We start from the raw sequence: 16,437 nt of genomic DNA, 5'->3' as shown, positions 1-16,437 counted from the left end.
CATACGGGAAAATGGGCAGACTATCTGAGAGAAAACGGAGGTGATCCTATGCTGTTAAGCTGGATGATGATGAAACTGATGGACCCCATGGCTGACGAGGCTATGGCGAAAATGTTTACCGAGGACTATCCGGATAATCCGTTTCTGATGGTGACTGTGGCTGAAAAATTATCACCGCGCGCTATGATGGAGGCTGCTATGCGTGCCGAACTGGGTACGGAACTGACCCGTCCGTTAGGCAGTCCGCTGGTGCTGTCGCCATGGGACAAAGTACTGCTTAATCCCAAACAGCTGTTTCAATTACCCTATCCTGACTATAAGCAGGTTGCAACCAAGACCGTAATTGGTCCTGCTGCCAAGCGGCCGTTAGAACTGGATATTCCCATTATGATTACCGGCATGTCTTATGGCGGCTCTTTGAGTCTGCCGATGAAACGGGCCTTAGCCCAAGGGGCGGCCCTGGCGGGAACGTCAACAAATACCGGAGAATCGGCAGTCACTGACGAAGAGCGGGAGGCCGCCAGATATCTGATCGGCCAGTATCACCGGGGAGGTCAGTTAAGTGGCCGGGAACAACTAAGTCGGCTGGATGCTATTGAGATTCAATTAGGCCAGGGGGCCTGGGGCGGAGCTGTGGATGAGTCTATGGCTGCTGACAAAATTGGGAGGCATTTGCGGCAAGCCTGGCATTTGGAAGAAGGCCAGGGAAACACCGTCTATGCCCGTATGCCGGGTAAACAAACGCCACAAGACTATATTGCCATGGTAAATGAAATGAAAGCGCAATATGATGTACCGGTAGGAATAAAGATTGCAGGAACCGATTACATCGAATACGAATTGGCGGTTATTGCCCAAACACAGGCTGACTATATTGTTGTTGATGGTTCGGAAGGCGGTACGTCTGCCTCTAACCCCACCCTGCAAGACAATGTGGGCCTGCCGACCTTCCATACACTTGTGCGGACTGTGGATTGGCTGGAAGAGAATAACCTAAGGTCCCGGTTTAGTCTGATTGTTGCAGGCGGACTGACAACGCCGGGACATTTTCTCAAAGCACTGGCGCTGGGAGCTGATGCCGTATATATCGGCACAATTGCCCTGATGGCAGCCATGCAGGCTCAGGCGGCAAAAGCCCTGCCGCAGGCTCCGCCTACCCAATTGGCCATGTATACCGGACAATTGGCTGATAAACTGAATGTTGAGATGGCTGCTAACCATCTGGCGAATTTTCTCAGATCCTGCACTGCGGAAATGCAGCTTGCCGCCCAGGCTGTCGGCAAACAGGCATTAGCAGCCCTGGATCGCAGTGACTTAGTATCAGTAGAAAGGGACTTGGCAGAGTTTGCCGGTATTCGCTATGCCGCCAGCCGCAGGCAGTATCGGCAGCCGGCTGCGGTTGAAGGCATACAGTATCAACCGCAAGAACTACAATTGCAGTAAACAATGGAACTGTTTTCACAGGCCACTGCCCGAATATTTTGCATTTTACAGAAAAATCATAAAAAATTGAATAATCATGCAAGTTTAAGACGCTATTATGCAAATAAAGCGTCTTTTTTAATTTCCTTTTAAAAAATCCACTTTTGGAAAAGTATACAAAAAACATTCGTTTGTTTACTGGACGAAGAAGTAAAGTACGTGTATATTATACAATAGTTACATTTTTATAGATAAATGCAAAAAGTTAAAGGGGGATGGTAAGACGATGGTAATAACCAGGGGAAGTCCTGTATAAAAGAATTTGTCTGTTTTATGCAAGCAGGCTTGCTGTGAACAGTTAAAACCTAATACGCTTACAGATAATACATAGCGGGGGAAAAGAGGAGGATGCTACATGGCAATAAGTGCAAAACAGTACTGTGAAGAACTATATGAGCGGGTTGTAAAGAGAAACGCCTGTGAACCGGAGTTTCATCAGGCAGTGAAAGAGGTTCTGGAATCTTTGGAGCCGGTGCTGGAAAAACATCCGGAGTACATTGCGATGGGAATTGTTGAAAGTATTATTGAACCTGAACGGCAAATTGTATTTAGAGTTCCCTGGGTGGACGATTCCGGTCAGGTACAGGTTAACAGAGGCTTTAGAGTGCAGTATAACAGTGCGATAGGTCCGTATAAAGGCGGCTTGCGCTTTCACCCTTCCGTATATCAGGGAATTATTAAGTTTTTGGGTTTTGAGCAAACCTTTAAAAACTCATTGACAGGCTTACCCATTGGCGGTGGCAAAGGCGGTTCCGACTTTGACCCCAAAGGGAAAAGCGATATGGAAATTATGCATTTCTGTCAAAGCTTTATGACCGAGCTTTACCGGCATATTGGTCAGGATGTCGATGTGCCTGCAGGCGATATCGGTGTTGGCGCGCGGGAGATCGGTTATATGTTTGGCCAGTACAAACGCATTGCCAACGCCTACGAAGCCGGCGTTTTAACCGGCAAAGGCCTGACATACGGGGGCAGCCTGGGAAGAAAACAAGCCACAGGCTACGGGCTTGTGTACTTTGTAAATGAAATGATGAAAGCAAAGGGCATGTCCATTGAGGGGAAAACCGTGCTTGTTTCCGGTTCAGGCAATGTGGCCATCTATGCTGTGGAAAAAATCGGCGAATATGGCGGTAAGGTTGTGGCGGTAAGTGATTCCAACGGCTATGTTTACGATGCCAACGGCATTAATGTGGAAACCCTGAAACAAATTAAAGAAGTGGAACGCAAGCGGATTTATGAATATATAAAATACCATCCGTCGGCTAAATACTATGAAGGCTGCTGTTCAGGTATCTGGACAATTCCGTGCGATATTGCGCTGCCCTGTGCAACTCAAAACGAAATTAATGAAGAGGATGCCAGGATACTTGTTAAAAACGGCTGCAAGGTCGTCGCTGAAGGGGCCAATATGCCGACTAATCTTGAGGGAACCAAAGTATTTCTGGACAGTGGCGTTCTGTTTGGGCCGGCCAAGGCGGCCAACGCCGGCGGGGTTGCGACTTCGGCGCTGGAAATGTCACAAAACAGCATGAGACTCTCCTGGACCTTTGAGGAAGTTGATGCCAAGCTTAAAGATATTATGATTAATATTTATAAAAATACCAGCAAAGCCGCAGCCGAGTATGGCTTAAAGGATAATTTGGTTGCCGGTGCCAATATTGCCGGATTTGTTAGAGTGGCGGAAGCCATGAAAGCCCATGGAGTAGTATAAAAGAGCAGTATTTTGCTACAATAAATAAAGGAAAATTGCTGCTGCATAACGAATCAGAGCCATAATTCCTCCTGTTAAGGGAGAGATTATGGCTCTTTATTTGTGGAGGTAATAGTATGAGAAATGTTAAGATAGTGGATTTGACAGCAACAAAATATGAGGAAGCGCTGGCGGTTTTTCGTCGCAGTGACTGGGATGAAACTAGCCTGATGTATGTCAAGGCCGAGATGAAGGCCTTCCTGAAAGGCGATATTGCAGGCTATGTACGGGCCCATTTTGTTGCCGCAACAGTGGATGGCAGTATTATCGGCGTGGCTGCCTGGGCGCCGTCGATGTGCGCTTTTTCCGTGTATGAGTTATCCTGGGCGACCGTCCTGCCGGAATGGCGGCATCGGGGCGTTAATACCCTGATGCTGCAGGAACGTATCGAGAAAATCAAAGCCCATCATGGTGAGGGCCGGTTTACCGTGCTTGTATATACCTGGGTCAATCCGATGTATGCCCGTGCCGGCTTTGTACCGGTTACGGCCAATGGTGAGCGTTTTGTCGATAATAAAGGCAAATGCATGATGCTGGCCCAGTTTGCAGGGTGATTACAGAAAGTCGGCCTGGCCGTTGGTAAACGACTTTATCCGGGCCAGTGACTCAACGCGGTAGCCGGCGTCGGTTAATTTCTGAGCGCCGGGCTGAAATGATTTTTCAATAACAATACCGATGCCTACTACGTTAGCCCCGGCTTGTCTGACAATATTGGCCAGGCCGGCAGCGGCTTCGCCATTGGCTAAGAAGTCGTCAATGATCAGGACGTTATCATCTTTTTGCAAAAACTGTTTTGACACCATGATGGTGTTGCTTTCCTGCTTGGTATAGGAATAGACTTTGGCGGTGTACACATCATCGCTTGCTACCTTGGGTTTTTTCTTGCGGGCAAAAATGACCGGCACCTTCAGCAGCAGACCGGTCATTACCGAAATGGCGATGCCGGAGGATTCGATGGTTAGTATCTTGTTAATGGCTTCGCCCTCAAACCGCCGGACAAATTCTTCGCCAATTTTCATCATGAGTTCCGGGTCGATTTGCTGGTTCAAAAAAGAATCAACTTTTAGTAACGAATTATCTAAAATCAGACCGTCGGTCTGAATTCTTCGTTTCAATAAATCCATAATAGCCTCCTATGTGTATGTGAACATTGTCAGTATTGTAGCAATCTGCTGCCAGGTTGTCAACAAATATGGAACAAAATTCGACATCTTTATCTGAGGCCTATTCAATCGCACGAATTCGAAAAACCAATTAGAGACTGGGAGTCGTTAGCTTATGAATTATCAAGTAATTTTATTTGATTTGGACGGAACCCTTACCGATCCGAAAGTAGGTATTACCAAATCGGTGCAGTATGCACTGGCGAAATACGATATTCATGAACCTGAACTGGATAAGCTGATTCCGTTTATTGGCCCGCCGCTGGTAGAATCCTTCCAGGAGTTTTATTCACTAACTAACGAACAAGCCCATGCGGCAGTGGGGTATTATCGTGAATACTTTACCAAGGCAGGCATGTATGAAAATGCCGTTTATCCGGGAATTAAAGAACTGCTTGCCCGGCTGGCGGCTGTGGACAGGCAGCTTATTGTTGCCACCTCAAAACCGACGGTTTTCTCGGAACAGATTATGGCGCATTTTGGCCTGGACCGATTCTTTAGCTCCATTGTCGGCAGCAATCTTGATGGTTCCCGCATTCATAAGGCCGAGATTATTGACTATATATTAGCTTCTCTGCCGTGCTTTGACAGGCGGAATATCGTCATGGTGGGCGATAGAAAACATGATATTCTTGGTGCTAAGCATAACCGGATTGATTCTGTTGCCGTTAGTTATGGCTATGGCGGACTTGCCGAACTGGAAGCGGCACAGCCTACTTATATTGTTTCCACAGTGTATGAATTGGAAAAATGTTTGTTAAAAACTGTTTAGCATGGAACCTGTCATTTGGCAAAAACTATAGGTAATCATTTGGACAAGGAGGCCAATCTGCATGAAACACAAACCGCATGGCAAATCGACAAAATCTTTGCGGCGCAGGTTCAAACGCATGGCCGCCGCTGCCGCAGTAGCCGGTGCCGCGTTTGTGACATCGGCATTCTTGCCAGGCATGCCCGCTACAGCTCACGCCTCAGCGGCTCCCGATGCAGCTGTACGGCCTGATGCTGCTGTGCAGCAAACGGTGAAAACGCCTAAAGGACAGTTCAAAGTGCAAACAGATAGTAAAACCCCGTTGAAGAAAGCTGCCAGAATGCAGGCCAAAGCGGCAGCGGCAGAGCGCGCCCAACAAGCCCGGCAACAGGCTGTGGCGGAACCCGCGGCAGTGCCAAAGCAGGCTGTCAAGCAGGTTCAGGCTACGCCGGCGGCTGCGAAACCGGCAGCCAATGCTCCTGATAATTTTCAGGATGTTTTGCAGGTCAGAGCCACTGCCTATGCACCCGGTCCCCATGATAACGGACAGTGGGGCGATAAAACGTATATAGGCACAACTGTCCGCCCGGGCATTATTGCCGTAGACCCTAATGTTATCCCGCTGGGCTCACAAGTATATCTGGAATATCCTGACGGCACCGGCCATTATGCGGTGGCGGAAGATACCGGCGGGGCCATCAAAGGCAACCGGATTGATATTGCCATGAGTTCGGTAGCAAAGGCCTATGATTTTGGCATTAAGAATGTGAAGGTGTATGTTGTCGGACAAAAGGCATAAAACCTGGCAGATTACCGGAGAAAAAACTGCAACCGGACAATTGACAACAATTATCCGGTTGCAGCTTTTTCCCCTCACTTAATGGATGGATTTCTTTTTTAAGTTACCACCCATCACATCATGCACTTCGCTGATTGTTACAAACGCGCTTTCGTCTTTTTCTTCTACGATTGTTTTGAGTTTGGCGATTTCCAGCCTGGTTATAACCGAATAAAGCACTTTTTTGGGGGAGCCTGTATAGGCCCCTTCGCCTTGGAGAATGGTCACTCCCCGGCCCAGCCGGGCCATGAGTGCGGCGGCGATTTCGGTATGGTTGTCTGAGATGATGAACACGCCTTTAGACTCATCCAGGCCCTGAATGGTCAGGTCAATTACCTTAAAGATGACAAAGTAGGTGACCAGCGAGTACATGGCTTTATCCCAGGTAAAGACAAGACCGGCACTGCCCAGGATAAACAGGTTGATAAACATGACCACTTCGCCTACGGAGAAGGCGGTTTTTTTGTCTAAAATAATGGCGACAATCTCAGTGCCGTCTAATGAGCCGCCGTTTCTAATGATGATTCCCACACCTAAGCCCACAATGATGCCGCCAAAGATGGCGGCTAAGAATAAGTCGTCGGTTAACTCCGGAATGGGGTGGAAGACGGAAACCCAGTAAGATAAAGAACAAATCGAGAAAATCGTGGAAAAGGCAAAAGTTTTTCCTATCTGGACATACCCTAAGTACAGGAAGGGCAGGTTGAACAAAACCAGATATGCGCTTAGTGACAGGGAGGTGAGATGGCTGGCCATTATCGACAGCCCGACAACCCCGCCATCAATGATTTGATTTGGCACTAAGAATATTTCCAATCCTATTGCCGTTAAAATAGAGCCAAAAAATAATGACAGGTATTTTTTCGCAGCTAGTATTTTGGGATTCCTGCCTGGCAAACTAAAACCTCCTCGAATAATAGGAATAGTGCCATGATAACAGATACTGACAACTTGTCCATGTGCAATTTTACCAAGTACAATATTTTCCAGAAATATAATAAATTAGTAAAAAATGTATACTGGGCTAAAAATATTGTAACAATGTTTTTGCAGAAGTGTCAACATATTAGAATAAAATTCGTTGTTTTTTTACAAAAAAATTGCGCCATAAGGCTGAAAGCACACAAAAAAGCTGTAACCGGCAAAGGATGAATATACACCGGTTACAGCTTTGGCGTTGTAGTTGAAAATGGCTAGTTAGGAGTAGGGGCGTTTCTCTGGGGAAGTCCGGCAACTCCATTGACGGGAAGGGAAAAGGTTATGGTTTTCGCCTCGGTTTGCAGACCTGCATTTTGTGTAATTGCGGTCATAATGTCCTGGCGCTTCTGCGTTTCTGTCAGAATGAACAGCATATCTTTTTCGTGCTGGATGGATATGCCGAAGAATTTCTCAGCCTTTTGCAGCCCAACACCTCTTGTGTGTAAAATAGTACCACCGGTTGCTCCTGCGGCTTTCGCAGCATCCATGACCTCATGAGCGTAACCCTGGTTGGTGACAGCAATAATTAAATCATAATTATGTGGAATCTCCATAGCTATCCCTCCTTGATTTTGGGGAGCATCCTGTGTTTGTATCTTCGATGCGGCGTCTACAATACTGTTTATCGTGATGCAGAATGCAATGCCTTTGCCAGGCTTGCCAAGTTGTGTTTCCTCATTAAGCTTTTTCAAGATAGTGCGTGATAGTTCGAATGGCATTGGGCAAAACAAAACATCTTTTTCTGTTTCACCGAGGCCCAAATAGGAGAGAAACTTTTTATCTGCGGTTCCTTTTCCCAGAGCCAGCAAGTCAAATTTTATGCCAGCATCAGCAAAAAGCTCTGACATTTTTTGGCCTTTGCCTCTGTTTACAATCGCCACTACAAACACCAGTGATAGAGTTTGCGGCATGTTTTTATTTCTCCTTTCGAGCCGTCAGGTTATTTTCTTGCTCGCATTCCTTGAGGTTTGCATCTTTTTGGTCCTCTGTCAACTCTATTATATTATCATGTGTTGTATGCAAATCCAAGTCATTCTTATTATTTAGATTATAGGAATTTTCATCGCCTTCGGCATAGGGCAATGGAGCGGTGGCACTATCGCTGCCGGCAGGTTCATCAAATTCATCAAACGAAGTTGCGAATAGCAAATCGGTATGCAGATTTTCCTCCAGGTTTTTGTTGTGCATAAGCTTCATGTTGTAAATAACCCCAACGACCTGTATGGTTATCAATGGCATCATTGCCACCATGGCAATAATGCCAAAGGCATCTGTCATGACATTGCCGCCGACAGCTTCGCAGATACCCACGGCAAAGGGAAGCAAAAACGCCGCAGTCATGGTGCCGGCCGCAACCCCGCCGGAGTCAAAAGCAATGGCTGTAAATATTTTTGGTGTAAAAAAGGTTAATCCCAAAGCCAGCAAATATCCCGGAAGCAAAAAGTACCAAATGCTGATTTCGGTTAAAATTCGTACCACCGATAATATCAAAGCAGCACTTGTGCCTAAAGACAAGCCTGTCATCATCATCTTTTTGGAGATGGAGCCGCTGGTTATATCCTCAACCTGCTTGTTGAGTACATGAACGGCAGGTTCGGCGTAAACGACAAAGAAGCCGATGATTGCGCTCAGAGGAATCAGAATCCAATTATAAGGAAGGGTGGCAAGTTCTTTGCCAATATAAGTGCCTGCAGGCATAAAACCGATATTGACGCCAGTCAGGAAGATGGAGAGCCCGATCAAGGTGTAGACAATACCGATCAATATTCGTATTAATTTTGTTTTTGACAATTTCAAGCGAATGAACTGGAAAAGTATAAAAATAACCACAATTGGCAGGAGGATGGTTAAGACTTCCTCAAATAACAGGACAAAGCCCAGATAATAGGAATCTAATAATTCGCCAAGATTATTTACGCTGGCGTTTGGTTCAAAGGCGAACCCGGAACCTGAGGCATCAAAAAACATACCCATAACTAAAACCGCTAAAACAGGACCGATGGAACATAACGAGCAAAGGCCGAAACTATCTTCTTCCGAACTTTTACCGCCTCTTACTGCAGAAATACCGGCGCCCAGGGCAAGAATAAACGGTACTGTGATCGGCCCGGTGGTTACGCCGCCGGAATCAAAGCCGACAGCCAGAAAATCGGGTGCCGTCAGTGCGGCGACAATGAACAATATCACATACGATACAATAAACATATAGGACAGTGAAAACTGGAATAGAATGCGCAGTAGTGCTAACACGAGAAACACACCTACGCCAAAAGCCACCGAACTTACCAGAACCATATCAGGCACCGCCGGTACCTGTTTGGTTAGTACCTGCAAATCCGGCTCGGCTATGGTGACAACCACACCCAGAATAAACGCGGAGCCGACGATCAGCCAGATGTTTTTTGATTTGGTTAATTCTGCGCCGATGGCTTCCCCGATAGGCATCATGGCAATGTCGGCGCCCATGGTAAAAATGCTCATGCCGATAATGAGCAGGAGGGTGCCTGTAAGAAACAGCATCAAAGACCAAAACGGCAGAGGAGATATCGTAAAATGCAAAGCAAGTACAATGGCACTGACTGGCAAGACCGATTGCGCAGCCTCTTTCAATTTTTCTAATAAGTCTGTCGTCATTAACAACTTCCTTTCCTGTTTCAACCATTTATGTGCATATCGTGATTGTGTGTTGTAAAACCCAGCCTTTAGGTAATTTACTCAATAAAATATGCATAAATTCATACAAAATATAATCCGCTCCCTTGATTAGGTAAAATCTTCGCCAACTAAAGCTACTATCCCACTAGGGCACTGACCGCATGTTTTTCCTATAGCTTCCGGCAATAGCAATGGATAAATTTCTGCCCGGCAAACTAACAACCTCCTTCAACTATAAAGTGGTATGTTTATAATAACACGGATTGGTAAAATGAGTAAAGAAGTCTCTTGGCCAAATTTACTACGTACTAGGTGGGTTATTTCACGAAAAAGATAAGCGAATTTTCGGTAAAGGGTAATGAGGAAGGACGAATAAGGGGCGTGTATTTGTGGAGAGTACAAATGGTGAAAAAAATAAAGATAATTAGTGATTGTGATGGTTCGTTATCTTGAAAAAGCCTGGGTGATGTAATATAATGTAGAACTAGAAGAAACAGGATTAAAAAAATACTATAAAAGTATATAGACAGTATACTTTTTGCCTGATTTTTCAAAAAAACAGGCAGTCTAATTTTTTCTGGTTAAGGGAGACTTAGCTTCGGATGGGCTGAAAACCCCCATCTGAAGCTAAGTTTACTTTATCCGATGACTAACTCGCTCTAAGACTCCCACCTTTCCAGGTGGGAGTAAGAGCGACTAAGTCTCTGGATAAGGGCGAACTAACCTTCAGATGGGGTTAAAACCCCACCTGAAGCTAAGTCTGCTTTATAAAAAATCGTTGCTTTTATTAGCCGGCCAAGTGCGAGCCTGGCAAAAAGCAAGCGGTTTATGGGTCAAAAAAAGGGAGGAGAAATTGGGTAATGCGTAAAACAAGTGTAAAATTAGTAGCCGTACTAACCGTTGTGCTGTTAATGGCAGGAGTTATGGCAGGCTGCGGCGGGACCGCTTCCAATGACATCAAAATTGGTGTTCTAAATGAAATGACTGGCGGTAACGCAACCATGGGTACTTCTTCTGCTAATGGTGCCAGAATGGCTATTAAAGAAGCCAATGCCAAAGGCGGAGTGCTTGGCAAACAAATAACCGCCGTTGTTGCCGATAATAAGAGTGAACCTTCTGAAGCCGCCAACGCTATGACCAAACTGGCAACTCAGGACAAGGTAGTCGCCATCACAGGTATGTTTGCCAGTTCGAACGCCATTGCTGCCTCCAGTGTAGCTGAAGCAACCAAAGTTCCGCTTTTAGCAGTAGGGGCAACCAATCCGAAAGTAACGGTGGATGAAAAAACCAATAAGGTAAAAGACTATACTTTCCGCGTCTGCTTTATTGATCCGTTCCAGGGGACGGTAGGAGCTAATTTTGTCCTCAATAGCTTAAACCTTAAAAAGGCCGCTATCTTAGTGGATAATAGCAGTGATTACAGCAAAGGACTGTCCACCTTCTTTGAAGAGGCCTTTACTAAAGGCGGCGGCGTGGTTTTGTCCAAAGAAGCCTATTTGCAAAAGGACCAGGATTTCAAGACTATTTTAACCAAAATAAAAGCCCTTAATCCTGAAGTGCTGTATGTGCCCGGATATTATGAGGAAGTAGGCAAAATTGTAAAACAAGCGCGCGAATTGGGCATTACTGTTCCCATTATCGGCGGTGATGGCTGGGATTCGCCTAAACTAATAGAAATTGGCACAGCCGCCGCGTTAAATAACACCTACTTTACCAACCACTACTCGGTGGATAACACCAGTCCCACCTCACAAGCTTTTGTTGAAGCTTACAAAAAAGAGTATGGATTAGTGCCGGATGCATTGGCTGTTTTGGGTTATGATGCCGCCAATCTGCTGATTGACGCCATCAAACGCGCTAACAGTGTGGAGCCGGCTAAGATCCGTGAGGCGCTTGCCGCCACCAAAGATTTTGCTGCTATCACTGGTGCGACGACCTTAAATGCCACCCATGATGCAGAGAAAAATGCCGTTATTATTGAAATGAAAGATGGCAAGCAAGTCTTTAAAGACACCATTAAGCCGTAGCCAGGTTCTGCGGATAATCATGCTTTCAGAAAACAGGCCGGGAATATTCCCGGCCTGTTCATATTGACGGTATTTACAGGACTCTGTTATAATTAAGGAAATTTTGCATAATACGGTTAAGGTGCCGCCGGCTAGTATCTTGTGTCACTTAAAATTTGAGATTAGATGGTGACACAAGGTACTACTACCGGGGGAGAATAGGGAAGTCTGAGTATGGCCACACCATACATAAGCGCGGGCCCGCCACTGTACCGGAGGAGAGCTTACACAGGCCACTCGTCAAGGGGAAGGCGTAAGTATTGATGAACCGGGAGCCAGGAGACCTGCCTTACACCGTTTTACATCCTTCATGGAAAAGAAGGCTTTTTTGGGATTGCCCAAAAGAGCCTTTTATTTTTGCCCCCTGTTTTTTGCCTAAGGTTTGGCGCAAGCCGTGTTTTCTTTACTTAACATAATGGGAGGTTGCTATGAGTTTACTGCAAGATACCTTAGTGAAAATTACTGCCCCGGATACTGTGATTATTCAGCAGGTACAGGATAAGCTGGATAGTCTGATCAAGCCGGCAGGCAGCCTTGGCCGGTTGGGAGACATGGTCAGACAGTATGCAGGCATCACCGGTGAGACCGAGCCGCGCCTGCCCCGCAGCTGCATGGTGGTAACATCTGCAGATCATGGAGTTGCCCGGCAGGGTATCAGTGCCTATCCGGTGGAAACTACTATGCATATGACGGCCAATTATCTTATCGCCAAAGGGGGCAGTGCCAACGCTTTTGCCAATTTCAGCGGTTCTGACCTGGTGGTGGTGGATGTTGGGGTGGCAGGTGACTTATCCTATGTTCCCGGACTGTGGCACCGGAAGATTGCTTATGGGACTCAGGATTTTACCCAAGGGCCGGCCATGAGCCGGGAGCAGGCTGTACAGGCAATCGAAACCGGGATTGAGATTGTCAACAGTAAGGTGAGTGAAGGCTACAATTGTTTTAGCCTGGGGGAAATGGGCATTGGCAATACGACGGCCAGTGCTGCCATTGTCGGTGCGTTTACCGGCCTGGAGCCGGACAAGATTACCGGGCGGGGGACCGGCATATCGGACAGCCGCATGCAGGTAAAACTTGCCATTGTCCGCCAGGCGTTGGCGGTTAATAAACCGGATGCCAAAGACGGGCTTGATGTATTGGCCAAGGTTGGCGGGTTTGAGATCGGAGCCCTTGCCGGGGTTGTTCTTGGTGCTGCCGCTAATCGCTGTGCTGTCATAATTGACGGCCTTAATACCACGGCGGCGGCTTTGATTGCCCATGCCATCCAGCCTGTAAGCAAAGAATACCTGTTTGCGTCCCATTTATCCGGTGAACCGGCCCATATCATTGCCTTGCGCTGTCTGGGGCGGGAAGCGTTTGTCGACATGGGGGTCCGGCTGGGAGAAGGCATCGGCGCTTCAGTCGCCATTGACATGTTGAAGGCAGCCGTTACCTTGCTTGATAACAGTAACCGGGGAGGGCAGGCTCATGTTTAACGATATTCTGGCAACCATCAAACCCTTGGATGAGCAGGCGATGGAGCGCTGTCAACTGCGATTGGATAACCTCACCAAGCCGCTTAACAGTTTACATTCTTTTGAACATATTGCCCGGCAGCTGGCTGGGGTTACAGGCCATCCCCGTCCCCGCAATCTGGAAAAAAGCATTATCATTATGGCTGCCGACAGCGAAGCCGCCCTGGCAGCCAGAGGCAGATATGAGCAAACACCAACCGTCCAAAAGATTAATAATTTTTGCCAGGGCCGGTCTGTGATTAACAGCTTTGCCGAACATGCGCAGGCCAAGCTGGTCCTGGTGGATATCGGCGTTGCCGCCGGGCTGCCGCCATACGCGCAAGTCCGGCATGAAAAAATTGCTTATGGTACGGCAAATATGCTGCAAGGTCCGGCATTAACCAGAACGCAAACAATACAGGCCGTCAAGGTGGGAATCCAAACGGCTTCAGAGGCCATCGCCAGCGGTGTGCAGGTAATCGGACTGGGTGAAATGGGCATAGCCGGCACAATTTCCGGTTTGGCGGTTGCCTCCTGCTATAGTGAACAGCCGCTGGAAAACCTCACCGGCCGTGAGCGGGTGATTATCCGGCGGTCCTGGGTGGTAAATGAGCCTGATAAACAGGATCCTCTGGATGTATTGACAAAAGTAGGCAGTTTGTCAATGGCAGGCCTGGTGGGAGTAATTATTGGGGCGGCTGCCGGGCGGGCCGCCGTAGTGCTGGATGGCCTTGTCACCAGTGCAGCCGCCCTGCTTGCCGTACAAATGGCGCCGGCGGTGAAAGCCTATCTGATTGGTTCGCATTTTGCCGCCGAGCCGGGACATAGGGAAGTTCTCGGTTTGCTGGGACTTCCGGCCTATCTGAAGCTGGACATGAACCTAGGTGAAGGGACAGGCGCCGCATTAGGAATGTCGCTTATTACCGCTTCGCTCCATGTAATCAATGATATGAAAACCTTCGGTGAAGCCGAAGTCGCCGTAGCGCAGGACGGACCGGGCGCTTTGAAACAAACCAAGGCAGTCAGAGATTAAGTATAATTTTCAGAGGACAACAGACAAGAGCTGTTGTTCTTTTTTATGCATTTTGTCCGATGACTAACCTTCAGATGGGGTTAAAACCCCACTTGAAGCTAAGTCTACTTTATCAGTAACCGGTGCAGATGTATGTAAATCAAAATGGTTTGTAATTTTTCGTATTATCTCAAAATTAAGTGAATGGGAAATATAAAATTTTCTTATTTATAAAAAAAATAACGACATATCTCAACATGAATCTCATTATTTTTCGCTGAAATAAGAACATGATATGACAAAATATCCAACCATGTGATAGAGTTCTCTAAAATTCTATGCAGAGCAAACTTTATGTCGAAAGAACTAGGACTAAAGTCCTGAAGGAATTTTTACATAAAAGGTAAATTATGGTGGGTATGTCTTTAGCAATACAAGCTTACGGCAGAAAGTGCCGGCGGCCAATTCAACGTTCGAAAATAGGAAGATAATGATTATTTTAGTAAAAGTATGAGGTATTTTATGAAGCTACAAAAAATAAGCAAAGCAATCATTTTTTGCACTATCTTAGGGATAAGCGGCAATGTGTCGGCCACACCGGACACGAATGAGATATTGCAGCAGCAAGAAAGCATCATTCAGCAAAAAGAACAGGAGCTTGGCGCAAAACGCGCGGAAGCGGAAATGGCAAGGCAAAGCAGACAGCAGATGACAACTTTGCATAAGCAAACAAACAATCTTGCTGTCTTTACTTTGCCGGAAGAGCAAAACAGTTTTAAAATAGAGCACTTTTATTTAAAAGCAGACCGGTTTGCCCATAAATTTGGCTGGATCGACGAGTACCTTCAGCAATTCGCCGGTCAGAAAATTGGTGTACAAGGCATTAATATGCTGATGAACAAAATCAATACCGAGATCGTTGACCGCGGGTATGTAACAACCAGAGTGTATGTGGAAGAACAGGACCTGTCACAGGGCAGGCTGTTTTTTACGCTGGCACCAGGAACAATCGCCGACATCCGCTTTGCCGAGCCCGGCACCTGGGGAACCTACGGCAACGCTTTACCCATGGGCAAAGGCAGCCTGCTCAATATCAGGGATATTGAGCAGGGAGTGGATCAAATGAAGTACATTCCTTCCCAGGATGTGGATATCAAAATCGAACCGGCACAGGAAATGGGACAAAGCAACCTGGTCATTCATGTCCAAAGGAGTAAACCATGGTCGCTGGTTTTGACGCTGGATGATTCCGGCACCAGAGAAACCGGCAAAATGCAAATGTCGGCGGCGTTGGAGCTGGATCAGCTGCTTTCCGCCAATGATCTATTCTATATTTCCTGGAATAGTGATGCCGAGCAAGCCGGAGAACGAAAAGGCACACGGGCAAACAGCCTCTTTTACTCCATCCCTTTCGGCAATGACCGTGTTTCCTACAGCCACTCCCATAACGAATACCGTCAAACAGTTACCAATGCTGTACTTCCCTTTGTCTCTTCCGGGGAATTTACCAGTGACCAGCTGAGTATCAGCCATTTATTACAGCGAAACCAAACCAGCAAAACCGATCTGGAGTTGGCTATCCTTCATAAAAAGCGCCGCAGCTATATTAACGGTACGGAAATAGAAGTGCAGCGGCAGGATACTACCGCCATACAAACAGGGGTGTCCCACCGGCAATATATCGGCAAAAGCGTTTTAGACACATCCGTGAAATGGCAAAAGGGCGTACCCTGGTTTAAGGCGGTGCCGGGACCGACTGATAGTCTGGCAGGCGAGGCTACAACGCAGTACAACATGTTTCTGTGGGGTCTTAGCATTACCGCGCCTGTTGATTATGGCAAATTTACCGGGCAGTACAATTTGAGCATTCGCGGCCAGGCGACCGGTGACCGTATTTACGGTTCCGAATTTCTCAGTATTGGCGGACGCTACAGTGTCAGAGGCTTTGACGGGGAACAAACCTTATCTGCCGAAAACGGTATCGTCATCAGAAATGAACTTCGTTTTCCGCTTGCGCCCAGTCATCAATTGTATACAGCTGTTGACTATGGCAAAGTGAGCGGTCCGGCAACCGAATACCTGTCAGGCACCGAACTGGTAGGCGGCGCCATCGGCTTCCGGGGCAAAGTCAGTGCCCTTCAATATGACGTATCGGTAGGCCGGCCGCTTAAAAAACCAAAAGGTTTTACCACTGCGAAGCAGGTTTATGGCTTCCAGTTAGTAACACAGCTTTAAAATACAAATAAGGA

General features: G+C 47.0%; 13 protein-coding genes and 1 riboswitch. Of the genes, 9 read left to right on the top strand and 4 right to left on the bottom strand.

Features of this window, described 5'->3' with window-relative positions:
• Nucleotides 1-48: 48 nt before the first annotated feature.
• From SPSPH_RS19185 to SPSPH_RS19175, 3 genes are all read left to right on the top strand, one after another.
• Nucleotides 49-1,443, top strand: a complete 1,395-nt coding sequence (locus SPSPH_RS19185) for an FMN-binding glutamate synthase family protein (protein ID WP_075757750.1) — start codon at nt 49-51, stop codon at nt 1,441-1,443.
• A gap of 394 nt (nt 1,444-1,837) precedes the next feature.
• On the top strand, nt 1,838-3,193 hold the full coding sequence (gene gdhA / locus SPSPH_RS19180; RefSeq protein ID WP_075757751.1) for an NADP-specific glutamate dehydrogenase: 1,356 nt from the start codon (nt 1,838-1,840) through the stop codon (nt 3,191-3,193).
• Nucleotides 3,194-3,309: 116 nt separating this feature from the next.
• Nucleotides 3,310-3,786, top strand: a complete 477-nt coding sequence (locus tag SPSPH_RS19175) for a GNAT family N-acetyltransferase (protein WP_075757752.1) — start codon at nt 3,310-3,312, stop codon at nt 3,784-3,786.
• Here the strand turns inward: SPSPH_RS19175 and SPSPH_RS19170 are convergent, their stop codons facing one another.
• Nucleotides 3,787-4,356: a xanthine phosphoribosyltransferase gene (locus SPSPH_RS19170; protein ID WP_075757753.1), complete on the bottom strand. Its 570-nt coding sequence runs from the start codon at nt 4,354-4,356 to the stop codon at nt 3,787-3,789. It lies immediately after the preceding gene.
• A 154-nt stretch (nt 4,357-4,510) separates the two neighbouring features.
• On the opposite strand from SPSPH_RS19170, the gene SPSPH_RS19165 reads away from it, so the two are divergent.
• Both SPSPH_RS19165 and SPSPH_RS19160 read left to right on the top strand, forming a co-directional pair.
• Nucleotides 4,511-5,167 (top strand): HAD family hydrolase, encoded by a 657-nt coding sequence (locus tag SPSPH_RS19165; protein ID WP_075757754.1) that lies wholly within the window; start codon nt 4,511-4,513, stop codon nt 5,165-5,167.
• A gap of 61 nt (nt 5,168-5,228) precedes the next feature.
• Nucleotides 5,229-5,945 carry a 3D domain-containing protein gene (locus SPSPH_RS19160; protein ID WP_075757755.1) on the top strand — a complete coding sequence of 239 codons (717 nt, stop codon included), beginning with the start codon at nt 5,229-5,231 and terminating at the stop codon, nt 5,943-5,945.
• A 78-nt stretch (nt 5,946-6,023) separates the two neighbouring features.
• On the opposite strand, the gene SPSPH_RS19155 is transcribed toward SPSPH_RS19160, so the two are convergent.
• The 3 genes from SPSPH_RS19155 to SPSPH_RS19145 form a co-directional block, all read right to left on the bottom strand.
• Nucleotides 6,024-6,881 (bottom strand): YitT family protein, encoded by an 858-nt coding sequence (locus SPSPH_RS19155; protein WP_075757756.1) that lies wholly within the window; start codon nt 6,879-6,881, stop codon nt 6,024-6,026.
• A 296-nt stretch (nt 6,882-7,177) separates the two neighbouring features.
• The gene (locus tag SPSPH_RS19150) at nt 7,178-7,810 is read right to left on the bottom strand and encodes a P-II family nitrogen regulator (RefSeq protein ID WP_143559032.1); all 633 of its coding nucleotides are present in this window, start codon (nt 7,808-7,810) and stop codon (nt 7,178-7,180) included.
• Between the two features lie 67 nt (nt 7,811-7,877).
• On the bottom strand, nt 7,878-9,596 hold the full coding sequence (locus SPSPH_RS19145) for a DUF1538 domain-containing protein (protein ID WP_198931031.1): 1,719 nt from the start codon (nt 9,594-9,596) through the stop codon (nt 7,878-7,880).
• An 881-nt stretch (nt 9,597-10,477) separates the two neighbouring features.
• Here SPSPH_RS19145 and SPSPH_RS19140 point away from each other — a divergent pair.
• The 4 genes from SPSPH_RS19140 (at nt 10,478) to SPSPH_RS19125 (ending at nt 16,423) form a co-directional block, all read left to right on the top strand.
• Nucleotides 10,478-11,644 carry an ABC transporter substrate-binding protein gene (locus tag SPSPH_RS19140; RefSeq protein WP_075757759.1) on the top strand — a complete coding sequence of 389 codons (1,167 nt, stop codon included), beginning with the start codon at nt 10,478-10,480 and terminating at the stop codon, nt 11,642-11,644.
• A gap of 159 nt (nt 11,645-11,803) precedes the next feature.
• A riboswitch (cobalamin riboswitch) is annotated at nt 11,804-11,989 on the top strand.
• Between the two features lie 122 nt (nt 11,990-12,111).
• Complete coding sequence (gene cobT, locus SPSPH_RS19135; RefSeq protein WP_075757760.1) at nt 12,112-13,158, top strand: nicotinate-nucleotide--dimethylbenzimidazole phosphoribosyltransferase; 1,047 nt, start codon at nt 12,112-12,114, stop codon at nt 13,156-13,158.
• Nucleotides 13,151-14,209, top strand: coding sequence for a nicotinate-nucleotide--dimethylbenzimidazole phosphoribosyltransferase (locus SPSPH_RS19130; protein WP_075757761.1), 1,059 nt, complete (start codon nt 13,151-13,153; stop codon nt 14,207-14,209). The genes cobT and SPSPH_RS19130 overlap by 8 nt, the downstream gene beginning before the upstream one ends.
• A 501-nt stretch (nt 14,210-14,710) precedes the next feature.
• A complete protein-coding gene (locus tag SPSPH_RS19125; RefSeq protein WP_158027111.1) occupies nt 14,711-16,423 on the top strand; it encodes a ShlB/FhaC/HecB family hemolysin secretion/activation protein in 1,713 nt (570 codons plus the stop codon).
• Nucleotides 16,424-16,437 lie beyond the last annotated feature (14 nt).

The sequence above is a fragment of the Sporomusa sphaeroides DSM 2875 genome, assembly GCF_001941975.2.
Classification (GTDB): Bacteria; Bacillota; Negativicutes; order Sporomusales; family Sporomusaceae; genus Sporomusa; species Sporomusa sphaeroides.
The sequence above is the reverse complement of the archived record's forward strand: the minus strand, read 5'-3'. Positions and strand labels throughout refer to the sequence as shown.

Excerpts from the sequence above, each read along its gene's own strand:
- SPSPH_RS19185 (WP_075757750.1), top strand. The coding sequence starts at position 49 with ATGCTGTTAAGCTGGATGATGATGAAACTGATGGACCCCATGGCTGAC.
- gdhA (WP_075757751.1), top strand. The coding sequence starts at position 1,838 with ATGGCAATAAGTGCAAAACAGTACTGTGAAGAACTATATGAGCGGGTT.
- SPSPH_RS19175 (WP_075757752.1), top strand. The coding sequence starts at position 3,310 with ATGAGAAATGTTAAGATAGTGGATTTGACAGCAACAAAATATGAGGAA.
- SPSPH_RS19170 (WP_075757753.1), bottom strand. The coding sequence starts at position 4,356 with ATGGATTTATTGAAACGAAGAATTCAGACCGACGGTCTGATTTTAGAT.
- SPSPH_RS19165 (WP_075757754.1), top strand. The coding sequence starts at position 4,511 with ATGAATTATCAAGTAATTTTATTTGATTTGGACGGAACCCTTACCGAT.
- SPSPH_RS19160 (WP_075757755.1), top strand. The coding sequence starts at position 5,229 with ATGAAACACAAACCGCATGGCAAATCGACAAAATCTTTGCGGCGCAGG.
- SPSPH_RS19150 (WP_143559032.1), bottom strand. The coding sequence starts at position 7,810 with ATGTCAGAGCTTTTTGCTGATGCTGGCATAAAATTTGACTTGCTGGCT.
- SPSPH_RS19145 (WP_198931031.1), bottom strand. The coding sequence starts at position 9,596 with ATGACGACAGACTTATTAGAAAAATTGAAAGAGGCTGCGCAATCGGTC.
- SPSPH_RS19140 (WP_075757759.1), top strand. The coding sequence starts at position 10,478 with ATGCGTAAAACAAGTGTAAAATTAGTAGCCGTACTAACCGTTGTGCTG.
- cobT (WP_075757760.1), top strand. The coding sequence starts at position 12,112 with ATGAGTTTACTGCAAGATACCTTAGTGAAAATTACTGCCCCGGATACT.
- SPSPH_RS19130 (WP_075757761.1), top strand. The coding sequence starts at position 13,151 with ATGTTTAACGATATTCTGGCAACCATCAAACCCTTGGATGAGCAGGCG.
- SPSPH_RS19125 (WP_158027111.1), top strand. The coding sequence starts at position 14,711 with ATGAAGCTACAAAAAATAAGCAAAGCAATCATTTTTTGCACTATCTTA.